The sequence below is a fragment of the Campylobacter showae genome (assembly GCF_900699785.1).
Taxonomy (GTDB): domain Bacteria; phylum Campylobacterota; class Campylobacteria; order Campylobacterales; family Campylobacteraceae; genus Campylobacter_A; species Campylobacter_A showae_D.
In genome coordinates this window covers 1,452,184-1,468,347 of the sequence record NZ_LR535679.1, presented here as the reverse complement: position 1 = coordinate 1,468,347, position 16,164 = coordinate 1,452,184, and the positions used below count along the sequence as shown (strand labels likewise).

Annotated in this window: 14 protein-coding genes; 5 read left to right on the top strand and 9 right to left on the bottom strand. The window is 47.2% G+C overall.

What is annotated here, in order from left to right; all coding sequences use genetic code 11:
- Positions 1-30: 30 nt before the first annotated feature.
- Both selB and selA read right to left on the bottom strand, forming a co-directional pair.
- Positions 31-1,851 (bottom strand): selenocysteine-specific translation elongation factor, encoded by a 1,821-nt coding sequence (selB, locus tag E4V70_RS07355; protein ID WP_122862483.1) that lies wholly within the window; start codon positions 1,849-1,851, stop codon positions 31-33.
- Complete coding sequence (gene selA / locus E4V70_RS07350) at positions 1,848-3,173, bottom strand: L-seryl-tRNA(Sec) selenium transferase (protein WP_122862482.1); 1,326 nt, start codon at positions 3,171-3,173, stop codon at positions 1,848-1,850. The genes selB and selA overlap by 4 nt, the downstream gene beginning before the upstream one ends.
- 161 nt (positions 3,174-3,334) lie before the next feature.
- Here selA and E4V70_RS07345 point away from each other — a divergent pair, with 161 nt between their 5' ends.
- From E4V70_RS07345 to E4V70_RS07335, 3 genes are all read left to right on the top strand, one after another.
- The gene (locus E4V70_RS07345) at positions 3,335-5,005 is read left to right on the top strand and encodes a 4Fe-4S binding protein (protein WP_122862481.1); all 1,671 of its coding nucleotides are present in this window, start codon (positions 3,335-3,337) and stop codon (positions 5,003-5,005) included.
- Positions 4,998-5,717 (top strand): formate dehydrogenase-specific chaperone, encoded by a 720-nt coding sequence (locus tag E4V70_RS07340; protein WP_122862480.1) that lies wholly within the window; start codon positions 4,998-5,000, stop codon positions 5,715-5,717. Before E4V70_RS07345 ends, E4V70_RS07340 begins: the two co-directional genes overlap by 8 nt.
- Before the next feature lie 268 nt (positions 5,718-5,985).
- Positions 5,986-7,362 (top strand): ankyrin repeat domain-containing protein, encoded by a 1,377-nt coding sequence (locus tag E4V70_RS07335; RefSeq protein WP_232037840.1) that lies wholly within the window; start codon positions 5,986-5,988, stop codon positions 7,360-7,362.
- A 305-nt stretch (positions 7,363-7,667) separates the two neighbouring features.
- On the opposite strand, the gene E4V70_RS07330 is transcribed toward E4V70_RS07335, so the two are convergent.
- From E4V70_RS07330 to gltX, 7 genes are all read right to left on the bottom strand, one after another.
- Positions 7,668-8,366 carry an MqnA/MqnD/SBP family protein gene (locus E4V70_RS07330; RefSeq protein ID WP_122862479.1) on the bottom strand — a complete coding sequence of 233 codons (699 nt, stop codon included), beginning with the start codon at positions 8,364-8,366 and terminating at the stop codon, positions 7,668-7,670.
- A 406-nt stretch (positions 8,367-8,772) separates the two neighbouring features.
- Positions 8,773-9,321 (bottom strand): NAD(P)H-dependent oxidoreductase, encoded by a 549-nt coding sequence (locus tag E4V70_RS07325; RefSeq protein WP_122862477.1) that lies wholly within the window; start codon positions 9,319-9,321, stop codon positions 8,773-8,775.
- Between the two features lie 402 nt (positions 9,322-9,723).
- A complete protein-coding gene (locus E4V70_RS07320; protein ID WP_122862476.1) occupies positions 9,724-9,990 on the bottom strand; it encodes a barstar family protein in 267 nt (88 codons plus the stop codon).
- Entirely contained in the window at positions 9,987-10,517 is a 531-nt protein-coding gene (locus E4V70_RS07315; protein ID WP_122862475.1) for a ribonuclease domain-containing protein, read from the bottom strand. Before E4V70_RS07315 ends, E4V70_RS07320 begins: the two co-directional genes overlap by 4 nt.
- Before the next feature lie 222 nt (positions 10,518-10,739).
- Entirely contained in the window at positions 10,740-11,366 is a 627-nt protein-coding gene (upp, locus tag E4V70_RS07310) for a uracil phosphoribosyltransferase (protein ID WP_122862474.1), read from the bottom strand.
- Positions 11,367-12,620, bottom strand: a complete 1,254-nt coding sequence (locus tag E4V70_RS07305) for a malic enzyme-like NAD(P)-binding protein (protein WP_122862473.1) — start codon at positions 12,618-12,620, stop codon at positions 11,367-11,369.
- Positions 12,617-14,008: a glutamate--tRNA ligase gene (gene gltX / locus E4V70_RS07300; RefSeq protein WP_122862472.1), complete on the bottom strand. Its 1,392-nt coding sequence runs from the start codon at positions 14,006-14,008 to the stop codon at positions 12,617-12,619. Before gltX ends, E4V70_RS07305 begins: the two co-directional genes overlap by 4 nt.
- Before the next feature lie 88 nt (positions 14,009-14,096).
- Here gltX and E4V70_RS07295 point away from each other — a divergent pair, with 88 nt between their 5' ends.
- A complete protein-coding gene (locus E4V70_RS07295) occupies positions 14,097-14,933 on the top strand; it encodes a peptidylprolyl isomerase (RefSeq protein WP_122862471.1) in 837 nt (278 codons plus the stop codon).
- A 197-nt stretch (positions 14,934-15,130) separates the two neighbouring features.
- Positions 15,131-16,111, top strand: coding sequence for a DUF3137 domain-containing protein (locus E4V70_RS10975; RefSeq protein WP_232037839.1), 981 nt, complete (start codon positions 15,131-15,133; stop codon positions 16,109-16,111).
- The last annotated feature ends 53 nt before the right edge of the window (positions 16,112-16,164 follow it).

Here is a 16,164-nt window from a genome sequence, read left to right as displayed (position 1 = left end):
TATATTTGCTTTTTTTAAACAGATAAAAAATCACGCTTTTAAAACTCGGTCGGTGCCGTTTTTAACGATATTTGGATCTAGATCGAGTTGCTCGAGGTAGGCAATTATGTATTTTCGGCTCAAATTTAACGCCTCTTTCGCATTCGTTACGTTTACGAATCCCTGCGCGGCGATGATAGCTTTTAGCTTCGCAAGCGCTTCGTTTAGGGCTTTTGACGTTACGAAAAGATTATGCGCGAGCCTCACCACGCGTCCGATTCCGGTTAGCTTTTTTAGCGCGTTATCGCCGCTAACTCGGTCTATCTCAAGCTCGTCGTAGATGTTATAAGGCGCCAGGGGGGCTAAATTTCCGCTTTGCAAAATCTCGTAAATTTTCTCCTCGAGCCTGATTTTTAGCTTGCTCATATCGACGCCAGTTTTGGTGTAGACGCCCTCGTTTTTGGTTATCGCGCCCGTGCTTTCTAGCTCGTCAAGCGCCTTTTGAGCGATGCTTTCGCTAGCCCATGAGAGCTTTAGGCTGATGCTCGTAGCCGAAAATACCGCAAATTCGTTCTTTTCTATCATAAATTTGACCGCGCTTTTTATCCTATCGACTGCGCTTAAATCATAGATATTTAGCGCTTTTTCATCGACGAATACGTTTGGCGTCTGCTTTGCTATAGCTACGGCCTCCTCGTGGTTTAGCCCGAAACGCTGATAGGCCGATATGATGCCAAAGCCGTTTTTATGCGTATCTTTTAGCATCGCAAAGGCGTTTACGAAGTCCTTTTTAAGCAGCGCGTTTAAAAACGAAATTTTGCTTGATTTTTTCATCGGCTCGCTCACGGCGTTTAGCACTCTGCCGCCGCCTATGACGCGGCCGTTTGCGATGAGCACGAACGGCTCGTCAAATTTTAAAAACATATCCCTTTCAAATTTAAACGTCGCAAATATCCCGCCATCTTTTTGGCTCAAGACGAGCGCCTTTGCGGGCGCGGCCTTTGCGCCGACGCAAAACGTCACGCTCTGCCCGTGCGTTAGCTCGCGAGCAAAAACGATCGCGTCTATCTCGCGAAATCCCCTAAAAAAGCCCTTTTTGCTAAGTAGTTGGCCCTTTTTTAGATCGTTTAGCTCGATCCCCGTCAAATTTAGCGCCACGCGGCTGCTAACTCCTGCGCGGTCGACGAAGGTGTCATGGCTCTGCACGCTTCGCACCTGCACCTCTTTGCCAGCGTCGTAGTTAAACAGTTTCTCGTTTTTCGTTACGCTGCCCTCTATCACGGTGCCCGTGACTACGTTTCCGATACCTTTTAGGCTAAAAACGCGGTCGATGTAATACCTAAAAACGCCCTCTTGCTCGCGGTTAGCCGCCTTTAGCGTAAAAAGATAATTTCGCAGCTCATCAATGCTCGCGCTATCCTTGATACTAACCGGGAAAATCTCTAAAATTTGCAGATTTTTATACTTTTGCGCAGCGGCGTAAATTTCGCTTTTTCGATGCTCGATTAGCTCCGCGCTAGCTAGGTCGCACTTTGTTAGCGCGACGATAAGCGAGCGAACGCCAAGGATGTTTAAAACCTCCAAATGCTCCAAAGACTGTGGCATTAGCCCGTCGTTTGCCGCCACGACAAAAAGGCACGCGTCAAATCCGTACGCGCCGCTGATCATCGTTTTGATCAAATTTTCATGTCCCGGCACGTCGATAAAAGCGATATTTTCGCCGTTTTTGCTCAAATTTGAAAAGCTAAGATCGATCGTGATTCCGCGCTTTTGCTCCTCCTCTAGCCTGTCGCCCTCAAAGCCGTTTAGTTCCTTTATCAGCGCCGTTTTGCCGTGATCGATATGCCCGGCCGTTCCTATTATTAAGCTCATTTTTCATCCGTTTCGTTGATTTTTTCTATCAAATTTTGCACGTCCGCGTCCAGCACGCTGCGAAGATCGAGCAAAAATTTGCCCTCCTCGATGCGCCCGATCACGAGATTTTTCCTAAATTTAGCCTCGTTTTCGTTTGCGTTTCCTTTGACGGCCAGCGCGACGCTAGGTATGCGTTTGTTTGGCATCGTGCCGCCGCCCACATAGGTCGTAGTGTGCACGACTTCAAGCGGAGTTTTTAGCTGCGAGTTTATGAAATTTGCCGTGTTTTCCAGCTCCTCTACGCTTTTATATAGCTGCTTTATCGTCGTTATAAGCTCAAATTCGCGGTTTGCGTAGGCTTTGACGCTTTCAGCAAGCAGCGAGATGATCACCTTATCCACGCGCAGCATTCTTAGTAGCTGATTTTTCTTTAGTTTTGCGATGAGTTCGCGTTTACCTAGGATTATGCCGCACTGCACGGAGCCAAAGAGCTTATCTCCGCTAAAGCTAACGAGCGAGGCGTCTTTTAAATTTTTTAGATTCGGCTCGTTGCGCCCCAGACCGTAGGGCAGCTCGCCGTAAAATCCGCCGCCAAGATCGAAATAATCGATGAGATTTCGCTCTCTTGCCAGCGCGCTAAGATCCGGCATCGCTACTTCCTCGCTAAAACCCACGATGTCGAAATTTGAGCGGTGCACCTTTAAAATCAGCTTCGAGTTTTCGTTTATCGCATCCTCGTAGTCGCGCAGATTGGTTTTATTGGTCGTGCCCACTTCGCGTAGGATCGCGCCCGAGTTTGCCATGACTTCTGGCACGCGAAAGCTCCCGCCGATCTCGACTAGCTCGCCTCTGCTGATGATAGATTCGCCGCCTTTTGAGAAGGTGTTTAGCACCAAAAATACCGCACTTGCGTTGTTATTTACGACGATGGCGTCCTCAAAACCGAAAAGCTCCGCGAGCAGTCCGCCCACGTAGTCGTAGCGGTTTGAGCGGCCGCCCTTTTCGACGCTGTATTCTAAATTTGAATACCCTGTGATCACGGGCTGGGCTCGGCGTAAAATTTCGGGATCGATCGCGCTTCGGCCGAGATTGGTGTGGATGATGACACCGGTTGCGTTTATCAGGCTACGCAGGCTTAAATTTGACGCTTTTTCGTATCTTGCGAGCGTGTTTTGGACGATGGCGTCAAGCCCCGGACAGTTTTGTCCGCCTAAAATTTGCGCGCGCAGGCTCTCTAGCTCGGCCCTAGCGACCTTGGTCAGCAAGCTCGTATCAAGCCCGAAAAATCGCTCGTTTTTTATAAATTTATCTATCTGCGGGAGTTTTCGTAGTTCGTTCAAATTCGCTCCTAGTAAATTTGTGTTACCGAGCGCGATTTTAGCATAAATTTGGATAAATCTAATCTTATTAAAAAAAATAAATGTAAAATTTCAGAGCCTATTAATGCCTTTAGTATTAAAATGCGCTCAATTTTGATAACGCGTAGCGCAGGGAGAAAATCATGAAAGAATTCGGTTTTTACAACGATTTTGACGAGAATTTGATGCTAAACGAGCAGATCGAGATAAACGGCGAAGGCGACTATCTCGTCTCAAATTCGCCCAAACTAAAGGCAAGCGTCGTAGCGCCGGAGATAAATTTTTATCTAAAAAACACCGCCGACTCGGTGCTGGATAAAGCCAAAAACACGCTTTTGCTTTATGAGGCAAGAGCTAGCGCCTTTGACCTAGCGCGCGACATCGACTACGAAAAACCGGTCGGTAAAAACGTCGTTATCGTTAGCAACGGCGGCCGCGAAAATTTGGCGAATTTGCTAAAGGTTAAAGGCTTTAAAACCATCGAGCTCACGCATTTTGAGATCAAATTTATCTACGGAGCCGCAGGCGAGCTAAGCGTGCTAGTTTTACGTCCCGACGGCGAGTTTGAGGTGGACTGCGACTTTTTCCTCGTAGAAAACGCGCGCGAATACATGCTAAAACAAAGCGGCTGCTACGAGATCGCGGGCAAAAGCGACGACGAGATCGCCGCGCAGCTAGACGCGCAAAGCCCGAAATTTAAATTTAAAAGCCATGTCCACTACGACTCCACGATCTGCCAGTACCACGAGCGCAGACACGAGATCTGCGGCAGGTGCGTCGAGGCCTGCCCTACGGTAGCGATCCTAAAAGAGGACGAGACCAAGCACCTAGTTTTCTCGCACATCGACTGCGTAAACTGCGGCGGTTGCGTGAGCGTATGCCCTAGCGGCGCGCTTGATTACTCCGATATGCCGCGAAACTCGTTTGCCCAGATAGCCAAACTCTACCGCGGCAAGATCGCTCTAGTCGTGCCTGCAAAGGCGAATTTAGAAAACTTAAGCCTAAATTTACCCGCAAACGTGCTGCCTTTTGCCGTGAGCGGCGAGAGATTTTTGAGCGAGACGCATCTGCTCACGCTACTTCAAGAAAGCGGCGCGCAGGTCGTGATATACGAGCAAAATATCGGCAAAGGCACCAAAGACGCGGTGGATATTTTAAATCAAATTTACGAGCTTAAATTTAACGAAAAAGCCGTCCTGGTAGCAGGGAACGAAGACAAGCTAAAAAGCGCCCTATCTCAGGCTAAATTTATCGAGGGCTCGCAGCACTCCGTCACCGAGTACGCGCTGCCTAAACGCGAAATTTTCGCCAAGCGCCTAGAGTGGCTTGTAGACGGGCAAAATTTAGGATCTGTTAGCACCACCGAGCTCATCAGATACGGCCGCGTCGAGATAAACCGTGACACCTGCACGCTGTGCCTAAGCTGCGTGGGAGCGTGCAACGTCACTGCACTAGTTGCGGACAAGAAAACAAACTCCATCGTCTTTAACCCGAGCGTCTGCACCGCGTGCGGATACTGCGAGCTTAGCTGCGCGGAAAAAGACACGATATTTTTACGCCCGGGCAAGATCGATCTGGAGCCCGGATTTTTCGCGTTTAGCGAGCTAGCTAGAGACGAGCTTTTCGCCTGTATCGAGTGCGGCAAGGAGTTTGCGACCAAAAAGGCCGTCGAGAAGATCGCCTCGATCATGGCGCCTAAATTTAACGGCGACAAAGCCAAGCTAAAGACGCTTTATTGCTGCTCGGACTGCAAAGCAAAAGTGATGATAAAAGCGCAAATGGATCAAATGAAAGAAGAGGTTTTAAATGGATAATAACTTAACCAAGGCGCGCGCGTACTTTTACGAGTTTTTGGCCTATCCGCTGTTTTTTCACGAGCACGGCGGTAAATTTGACCGCTGGCGCGAGCAGCTAGCCTACCTAGCGACTAGTCCCGTTACGCCCCAGAGCGAGGCCGCGTTTGCGAATTTGGCCAAATTTGACTTTGAGAAATTCGCTAGAGAGCAAAACGACGTGCTTTTTGACTTTTCTTACTCCAACATCCCATTAAACGCCTCCTTTTACGAGGACGGGCGCGACGACGGCGCGGCTAGGCTGCGCGTGATCGAGTGTCTGAAGCTAAGCCCGTACCGCAGAGACAAGGAGGTCTGCAAGGACAGCGAGGACTACGTCGGATTTATATTTTTAGCCACGGCTACCTTTTTGCGCGACGAAGTAACGGGCGCGGCAAATATCAGCAGCAAGCTATTTACAGACGTTACGAATAAATTTATCGACGAATTTATCAAATTTTTATCCGCTCACAAAAATGCCGACTTTTTCGCCTCTTATGCGGTTATCTTGCGCGATTTTATCGATCTTGAGCGCGCGGTGCTAGGCGTGGAGGCTCCTGCGGCGCCGATCGGCGACAGCGCGGCGGTAGCCTCGATGAAAAAAGAGCCGTTTCAAAGCAAGATGCCTACGGCCAAAACCAAACTCCGCTGGGAGGAGTTTTCGCCCGTTATCTCGCAAGAGTTCGACGACTGAGGCTTGCGCGCTTAAATTTGCTTGCTAGGCTCGTGCCGGCAGGCAAATTTAACTTGCCCGAGTCGCCCGCGCGGCCGTTTCTCGTCAAATTTGCGCTTTAAATTTAGCCAGATAAACACGTCCGTTTTCGGCGCGATTTTTTAGCCTCTTTAACCCGCCTCAAATTTACTCCCGCATTTTTCAAAATTTATTGCCCCCAAATTCACTCAAATTTAACCGCCCTTTGGCTAAGATTTCGTAAATTTAGTCATGAGCAAAAGGATCGAATTTGCAAAGCTTTTTTAAATTTCTATTCAATCTCGTAGCCTTTGCCGCCGTCCTCTTTTATCTTTCGTTTTTGGGAGTTAAATTTGATAAATTTGGATCAAGCCCAGTGCCGACTGGTTTTACTATTACTCCGGACACCAAGATAGACCCAAACTCCGAGCTAGCTAAGTACGTAACGCAAGAGGAGATAGAGGCGTTTGGATTTGGTTCGTCCGATATAGTTTGCGATAAAGAGAAAAACGCTACGCTCGTGCCTTTAAGAGCCGCTCTTGATAGAAAAGATACCGATTTCGTAGTTAAATTTATAAAAGATAACAACCTAACCGCCGATGTGAGTATGAGAGATAAAAGAACCCCGCTGATGTACAGCTCTTTTAGAAACGACGTAAATACCTCTAGTGCTCTAATAAATTTAGGGGCCGATATAAGAGCTAAAGATAGATTCGGTCTATCTCCTATGGCTTATGCCATAATGCTAAACTCCGTTGATACCGCCAAAATACTACTGGAAAAAGGGGTTAAATTTGAAGAGGTGGAGTATGTATCTCCTCATATCCATACTAATAGATATTATGACTCTTCTAGGTTTGATTCTATAATAATAAACGATGACGATAATATAACCATACGCTACAAATACGATCAGGGGCGTCCCGAGACGGATTTAAACGATCCTCAATGCGTAGAGTCGAGCACTAGATATAAATCAGATCCGTTTTTCTACGTAGTAAATAGAAATCTACCCCAAATGGCAGAGCTAATGCTAAGCACGGGGTATAAACCTAAAAAATTTGAAATGGGTATCGGGCTAGAAGGCATAAAAGAAGAAGAGAAAAACAGACCGTTAGAACAAAGCGGCTGGGCATATCTAGGCAACTACGAAAACTACGAACCTATGCTTGAGGTATTTATAAAATACGACCTACCGAGCGCTCCAAATAAAGAGCAGTTAAAGGAGACATATAAAGTGTGCAATGATAATTTAAAATATTATACAAAAGAAAAAGAAAAATACATCTATAAAATGAATCAAGGCAGAGACGAAGAGGCCGAAGAAAAGATAAAGAAAAAGTATGATAAATACAAATATGCTCCTTATTCGCTACTATATGAAGACGGTCTTTTACAATACAAACCAAAGCCGATAGACCCAAAAATGATAGAAGAATTTGACAAAGATATAAATTTCTACAAACAACACTGTCCCGACGAAAATGCAACGTTTAAAGACGCAAGAGCTTTTATAGTATGGGCAAATGATGAAAAAAAGATAAAAAAAATATATAGGTTTTTAAGTAGATACAAAAACAACCCAACCAAGGTGATTTACGTAGATAGCAACCGAAGTAAATCTAGCCCAAGCTCAAATTTGAAGTAAGATAATCTCGTCGTAAAGACGAAGCCAAAATATAAATTCGGACGAATGAAATTTTAGCTCGCGGCGGCGCAAATTTGAAATTTAAGCGGGCGAAATTTGACGAGACCGTACGTAAATTTGCCCCTCAAATTTCAAATTTGACAGGGTCCTTGCTAGCTTCTAAAAAACGCGATCGCCGCTTAGCGAGGTTAAATTTAGCGCTATGCGGCAGATCAAGCTCCAATCTACGGCATTTAAAGCGACTGCGAAAACCGCCCGATATAAAAGGCAAATTTAAAAAGCGGCGCGCTAGAGTAAATTTGCGCTTACCGCTCGCCTCGCGCCAAAAGCTTCGCCGTCCGCCCGTTTTTTCGCACTTCTTTGAAAAATATCCGCAGCGCCTTTTGCTCTTTCGCGCCGATTTCGTAGCTGATAAATTTGAGATACCATTTGATATCATCCGCGCTGATGCCCCTAGTTTGGGCGTATTTGGCGAGGATGTAGTTTGGGATTTTGACATTTGCTCGCAAAAACTCGCGCGCCAGCCGCTCATACGCGCCACGCCCCTTCACGCAGGAAAATCGCCCGAAAACAAACGGCAAGCCCGTCCGCTCGCGCCATGCCCGCCCCAGATCAAAAAACGCCTCCTCGCCCTCTCGCAGATACGCCTTTAGCGCGCGGTCGCCGATGAGTACCTCGCCCTCAAGCCCCAGCACTCCGGCTAGCGCGTTTGAGCTCGCAGACGCTGGATCCGGGCGCGTGGCGGTGCCCCTTCGCACGAGCACGCTTTTGACGTCGCCCTTAGCTACGATGCCAAGACTCACTTTTTTGTAGCGTTTTTTGCGGCTTTCGATGCTCGAGATCACGGCTGCGTCGATCCTGCGGCAGCACAGATCGCGGTTTAGTTTGCTAGGCACCCCCTTTTTAAATTCGATGATTTTTTTGTCCTGCGAGCTTAGGCGCGAGCGCTTTAAAAATACGTGAAAAGGAAGCAAATTTAGATAATCAATCTTGCCAAAAATCATAAAAACTCCGAATTTATAAGGATTTGCGCCGTTTTAAATGCGGCAAAACGTGCTAAATTTAAAACCAAAATCCTAGTCTATAAAAATCAATTTTCGTAAAATCCAAATCATAGCCCGCGTTAAAAAGGCACGGCTTGCAAGCCTTGCGACTATAGCGCAAATTTAACCGATTCGCGCCGCAAAATGCGCCCGCGACAAAACAAAGCACCAAAAAGGCGCGGGTCCGGCCGCCCAGAAATCGCTCCAAAATGCGGCAATGAAAAACCGCCAAAACGCGCCGAGCTTCTCATATAGCTTGAGTTCCGAAGCTATCTTTTTAAGGCTAAATTTGAAAAGCGGCGACTCCGCGCAGGAAATCGCCGCTAGCGGTGCAAATTTGAGCTCAAAGACGCGCTATTTTGCGCCATTAAATTTGATACTCGTGCTCTTCAAGCTCGTCGTTTAAGAGCTTCGTAAATCTCGCCGCATGCGCCTCTATCACGCTATCAGGCACGCCCGGCTCCACGCCGCAGCTAGCAAAAATGCGCCCATAAACGAGCTCGCAAAAATCCGCGCAGCACTGAAGCGGTAGCAAAATCTCGTTTAGGCTAAATTTGATCGCGCCGTGCTTGGAGTATTCGCCTAGCCCGCCGCCCGCGCTCACGGCGATTTGCAGCCGTTTGCCCGCAATCTTCGCGCCCTGCCCGTAGGCAAAGCCGCGGCTGAGCACGTAGTCGATGTAGGCCTTTAGCATTGACGGCACGTTAAAGCCCATCATCGGAAACAAAAACACGATGCGATCGGCGCGCAAAAACGCCTCCTGCTCTGCCGCAACGTCGATTTTCATGGCGTCGGTGCCGTATAGTCCCTCTAGATGGCGAACCTCGGCGCCCGCGCTTTTGGCGGCGTTTGCCAGCGCCTTGTTTAGGCGAGAGGCGGCGAAATTTGGATGGGATAAAACTACTAGCGTTTTCATTTTGGCTCCTTTTTTGATAAATTTTAGAGCGTCTGCGCTTTTGGGGCGTTAAATTTAAGCTGATTAAATTTGCTGATTTTTAAACCTCGCCCCAAACCGCAAAAGTCTTATTTTTGAGAAATTATATCATCAAAAGCCTAAAAACGGGTTAAGGCTAGCGGTAACGGCGCGTAAAATATACGAAAGTAAATGCCGCCTAATTTGATTAAATTTTCGGCTTTTGCGTGTTTTATATGGACGGGAGCTCCGCACGGAGTAAATTTGACGCGCGTTCGCGCATCCTCGTCACAGCAACATACTCTCAAATTTACCGCATACGAGCTTTAGATAGTTAAATTTTAAAAGCTACGGCGCCTAAACCCGCAAATTTAACCTAAAACTTACCTCACGAAAGGCAAAAACTCAAGACAAAATCTCAAATTTTACCCACTCGTTTTCCTCCGCAAGGTCGGTAAAAACGGCGATCAGATCGTCTGCATAACCCCCTAGCGCGGCAAGGGAGGAGTGATTTTTTAGTTTGATTTGCGTGGGCTCGTTTATCTCGCCGAGCGCGTCGTAAAGCGCGTCGAGGTTTTTTATCTCGGGGCCCAGGCTAAATTTTCGCGCCAGATACTCAAAGGCTGCCGTTTTCTCGCGCATTTTCGCGCCGTTTAGAGTTATGATTTTCACTGCCGCCTCCGCTCATAAAGTAGATAAAAGTTCTCGTAATGATCGGGCGTGTAGTAGATCAGCCCGTCGTTAGAAAACACGATACGCTCGGCTCCGCGCCGCCCTCCACGGTATCCGATATCGCACTCAAACCACTTGCGACCGTTAGCCTCTGGCAGCTTCTTTTCTCTGTTTGAAAAGCGGTCGCCGCCGATACTTTTTTTGTCCACGACCTGCCACAGATTGCCGCTTTTAGCGTCCCATCCGAGCGCGAGAGCCTCTTTTTTGGTGATGAAGTTTCGCGGCAACCCGCCGAATCTATAAATATACGCCGCAACCTCGTCTTTTGAGGTGTAGACGCCCTCTTTTACGACATTTACGCTCGGCGCGGCGGCTACATTTTTCTCTGCGCCGCCGCCTCTAAATTCGCTTTGCGGCTGATTTTGACCTGGAGCGGTCGAGCTATCCGGGACGATAAATTTAAACAGCGCCGCGATCAACAAAACAGCCAGCGGCAAGATGACGTTTCTAATGAGTTGTTTGTTCAAAAAAGACCTTTTGGAATAAATTTGAAGCGCTTGCTTCGGAGTTAAATTTGCCGTCAAATTTTACGGACTAAATCTAAATTTGATGATTTGGGGCCGTAAAGACGAGAGTAAATTTGCTCTCCCGCCAAACGTTTGCGTCAAATTTAGCGCGCTAAAAAGTCAAATTTGACCGCATAGATCGCAGTCAAATTTGATAAAACCGCGGAAAAATGCGGGCTAAATTTAAAGCGTATTAAACACCCTATCGCCCGCGTCGCCAAGACCCGGCACGATGTAGTTTTTCTCGTTTAGCCGCTCGTCTATCGCAGCTGTATAAACCTCGACGTCCGGGTAAACTTCGCTAAAGCGCTTTAGTCCCTCTGGAGCGGCGATGATGGAGATAAATTTGATCTGTTTTATGCCGTTCTCGCGTAAAAATTTAACCGCGTCGATAGCCGTGCCGCCGGTGGCAAACATCGGATCGATGATGATGGCTAGGCGGTTTTTGGCGTCGCGAGGCAGCTTGGCGTAGAAAAACTCCGCCTCCGCGGTCTTTTCGTTTCGCTGAAAGCCCAAAAAACCGACGCTAGCATCGGGGATGATCGTAAATACGCTATCTAGCATACCCAGAGCCGCTCGCAAAATCGGGCAAATCATCACCTTTGTCGCGAGCTTTTTAGCCTTAGCCTGGGCGACCGGGGTCTGCACGCTCACGTCGCGCAGCGCCAGATCCCTAGTCGCCTCAAATATCATCAGGTGGCTGATCTCATCCACGAGCATCCTAAACTGAAACGGCTCAGTGTTTTTATCCCTTAAAATCGCTAGTTTGTGCTCGATGAGCGGATGAGAAATGAGCCTGACGTTTTTCATTTACAGACCCTTTGCTAGCTTTTCGGTATAGGCTTTTACGTCAAAATCCTTCACTCTAGCTACGCCGTCGTCGACCGCAGCCTGCGCGACCGCAGGAGCGACCGCCGTTAGGACGCGTTTGTCAAACGGTTTTGGTATGATGTAGTCTTTGCCGAATTTTAGCTCTTTTACGCCAAACGCCTCGCAAACTTCCGCAGGTACCGGCTCTTTAGCCAAATTTGCAAGCGCGCGCGCCGCAGCCATTTTCATATTTTCGGTGATTTTTTTGGCTCTGACGTCAAGCGCTCCGCGGAATATAAACGGAAAGCCAAGTACGTTATTTACCTGGTTTGGATAGTCGCTGCGGCCGGTTCCCATCATTACGTCGTTTCGTACGCTAGCGACGTCTTCGGGGAAGATTTCCGGAGTCGGGTTAGCAAGCGCGAAAATAATCGGCTCGTCGTTCATCGACGCGACCATTTCCTTGGTCACGACGCCTGGTTTTGATAGACCCAGGAACATATCCGCGCCCTTCATCGCGTCCGATAGCGTTCTATCTGCGGTTTCAAGGGCGAATTCGACCTTTTCCGGAGTTAGATCGGTGCGGCCTTTATGGATCACGCCTTTACTGTCGATCATTACGATATTTTTCGCGCCCAGAGCCTTGTACATCTTCGCGCATGCGATACCAGCCGCGCCCGCGCCGCTAACTACGATTTTGATTTTTGAGATGTCTTTACCGGAAATTTCCATCGCGTTTATTATGCCCGCACTTGTTATCATCGCCGTGCCGTGCTGGTCGTCGTGCATGACCGGGATATCGACTGCCTCTTGTAGCTTGCGCTCGATCTCAAAGCACTTCGGCGCGCGGATATCTTCTAAATTTATACCGCCGAAAGTCGGAGCTAAGGCTTTGCAGATCTCTACGATCTTATCGGGATCATGCTCGTTTAGCTCGATGTCAAAGGCGTCTACGTTTGCGAATTTTTTAAACAAAACCGCCTTGCCCTCCATCACGGGTTTGCCAGCTACCGCACCGATATCGCCTAGGCCTAGCACGGCTGTACCGTCGGTGATGACGGCTACTAAATTTGCCTTATTGGTGTATTTGTAGGCTAGTTCGTTGTCGGCCTCGATCTCTTTACACGGTACCGCAACGCCCGGCGTATAGGCCATAGATAGGTCTTTTGCCGTGGCGCATGGGGTTTTTACTTTTATCTCTATTTTACCGCCCTCGTGATACGCGAGAGCCTCTTCGTTAGTTACGTGTGTCATTTATTCTCCTTTAAAATATTTCTTATTCGTTTTTTCGTCTCGTCCGTGCCCAAAACTTCGAGCACCTCAAATATCCCCGGGCTTACGCTGTTTCCCGTTAGCGCGATGCGAAGCGCCTGAGCTAGGTCTTTTAGCTTTAAGCCGTTTGCTTCTAAAAATTTAGCCGTCATCTCCTCGTAGCCTTTTGCGTCTAAATTTTCGCCTAAAATTTCGGCAAATTTAGCCAAATTTTCCTTACTTTGGGGCGTGATAAATTTAGCATACGCTTTCTCGTCGTATGCGCTTGGAGCGTTTATGATCGTCCTTGCGCTTTGGCTCATCTCGACAAGCGTTTTTGAGCGCTCGCGCAATGAATTTAACAGCACCTCGCCCTTAGGCATCGCTTTAAAATCTATGTCAAACTCAAGCATCTCGCTTGCCAGCCTCTCGTACGGTAGAGTCTTGATATAGTGGGCGTTTAGCCACTCTAGCTTGCTTGCGTTATAGGTGCTTGAGCTTTTGTTTATATCGTGTGGATCGAAATACTTTAGCATATCGTCCATGCCGAAAATTTCGTCGTTTCCGTGGCTCCAGCCTAGGCGTACGAGGAAATTTAAAAGGGCTTCAGGCAGATAACCCATGCGCTTATACTCCATCACGTCAGTCGCGCCGTGGCGTTTGCTTAGCTTGCTGCCGTCCTCGCCGTTTATCATCGCGACGTGATAAAATTTCGGCGCTTTAAAGCCTAGCGCATCGTAGAGCACGATTTGTTTCGGGGTATTTGAGAGGTGATCGTCGCCGCGGATGACGTCGGTTACGCCCATCAGCGCGTCGTCTATCACAACCGTGAAGTTATAGGTCGGCGTGCCGTCAGAGCGCGCGATGATGAAATCATCCAGGATATCCTCGACTCTAAATTTGACCTCGCCTTTTATGCCGTCGTCTATCACGATCTCGCCGCTTAGAGGCGCTTTGATACGGATGACGGGCTCGATTCCCTTGGGCGGAGTACCCGTAAATTCGCGGTAGCGATTGTCGTATTTGGGTCTTTCTTTTCTCGCTTCTTGCTCGGCGCGCAGAGCGTCTAGCTCGTCTTTGCTCATGTAGCATTTATAGGCTTTGCCCTCGGCTAGCAGCTTGTTTACGTACTCTTTATAAACGTCGAATCTACGCGACTGATACGTCACCTCGCCGTCGTGATCTAGTCCGCACCAAGCAAAGGCCTCTTTTATCGCTTGCGTCGCTTCTTCGGAGTTGCGTTTTAGATCGGTATCTTCGATGCGTAGCAGAAATTTCCCGCCGTTTTTGCGCGCGTAGAGATAGTTATATAGCGCTGTTCTTAGTCCGCCGATGTGCAGATATCCGGTCGGAGAGGGGGCAAATCTAGTTACTATTTGTGAATTTTGCATTAAATTTTACCTTGTATAGCTTGCGCTTAAATTTAAAATGTTATAATGCTCAAATTATATTTACTTTAGACTTAAACAAAGGTTTTATATGTTAAAAAAGATCTCATTCGCCGCGTTTTTTCTCAGTTTTTGTATGGCTAACGCGAGCCAGATCTCAAACGGCATCGCCGTCATCATCGAAAACGAACCCATCACCGTAAACGAAGTGCGCAAAGCCGCCGCGCAGCTGCAAACAAACGAAGCCAACGCGCTAAATTTACTGATCCGAGATAGGCTCGAAACCGCGCAGATCAAAAACCTAAAAATCGAAGCCAGCGACTACGAGCTAAATCAAAGGCTACAAAAGATCGCAAGCGAGAGCGGTATGAGCGCCTCAGATCTACGCTCGGCCGTGCTATCAAAGGGCGGCGACTACGCGCAGTTTAAAGACGACGTCGCAAAGACCATAAAACAAGAAAAGCTGTATCAAAGCATATTTGCCGACGCTAAAATCAACATTTCAGAAAACGCCGCGAGAGCGTATTTCGAGCAAAATCGCGACCTTTTCGCGCACTTTACCGACGTGAGCGTGACTAGGTACGTGGCGCCTTCGATGCAGCTTTTAGAGGCCGCCAAACACAGCTCCCCGATGAACACCAACCACAGCGTGCATATGGACGTACTTGATCTAAAAAGCGAGCAGATCCCGCCTCAACTACGAACGATATTTCAGCAGACCACGGACGGCACTTTCACGCAGATTTTCCAGACTCCCGAGGGCTTTGAGATGTTTTACGTAGCGTCTAAAAAGGGGCAAACTATGCCTGAATTCGACGAGGTCAGAGACGAAGCGATGAACGCGCTTTATAAACTCGAGCAAGACCGCGTCATAGGCGAATACTTCAACAAACTCCGCGCCAAAGCTAACGTCAAATATCTACGATAAACTCAAATTTTAAGCCGATTTGATTCGGCTTAACTTCTTTTATTTTCGGCCAAATTTGACCTATTTTTCTTTAAATTTATTTGCTTACTTGCCAAGACCCGCACCTTTACGGCGTAAATTTCGCTAAAATTCGCTTGACCGCGAGCGAAAAAGAAATGCAAGCCGTCCGCTGCGTAAATTTTAGATAAAGGCAAAATTTGAACATAAACGAAGCTATAGAAACTACTAGAAAAAAACAAAAAGAATATCTTAAAAGCTACTCAAAAAATCTACTTTTTATACTTTTGTTTGGATTAACCGTGCCAGCCTTAGGAGGATATATCGCTAGCTTGATATTCTATAAAGGCGAGGCTGGAGCTTTTGTTGTTATGGCCTATTACCCTTTTATTCACATGACTTTTATAATAAATCTTTGCAGAATGAGTGAGATAGAAATTGAGTATGAAAAATTTTATAAAGAAGTTTTTATAAATGCAGCGATTCAAAATATCGACCCGTTGTTTACATACAACCCAACGGCAGGCATAGACCATGAAATTATCGATAAGAACAAAATTTACTCTCGTAAGAAACTTGTGGGCGAAGATAAAATAGAAGGCACTTATAATAATGTCAAATTTAGCTTCAGTGAAGTAAAAAAGTTGGACGGTAGTGGCGTTTACATCACCTCTGGATCGCTAGAGCTGGCTGCAACAATTCTTGTGCTAGTTGCAACGTGGAAAATTTTTGAGGACAGCCGGCAACCTTTTAGAGGTTCGGTCTTGGTCTGCGAGTTTGATAAGAAATTTAGCGGTCAAACGACGGTGGCAAGCCGCACGCTAAATACTAAATTTTTAGGCGAAAAAGAGCGGATGGACGATACTCTTTTTAACGATGAATTTAGAGTTTTTACGGACGACAAGGTCGAAGCGAGATATCTTTTGACGCCTACGTTTATGAGACGTTTGTACGAGCTAAAGGAAAAATTTGCAGGAGCTATGGGAGTGAGCGCTGCGTTTATGGACGATAAATTTTATCTATTTTTAAACGGAGCGGAAAATAAATTTGAGACGACGCTCTTTTCGCTACCGCCGAGCCTTTATGACGTAAAGCAGATAAAAAAGGAAATTTCAGAACTTTTATCTATCATAGACGAATTAAATTTGAACCTTGATATTTTTAAGCAAGAGCAAATTTGACGGCTACGATTTTTGCAACTAAATTAGCGTTTTTGCGGTGCGGGTTTTGCCGA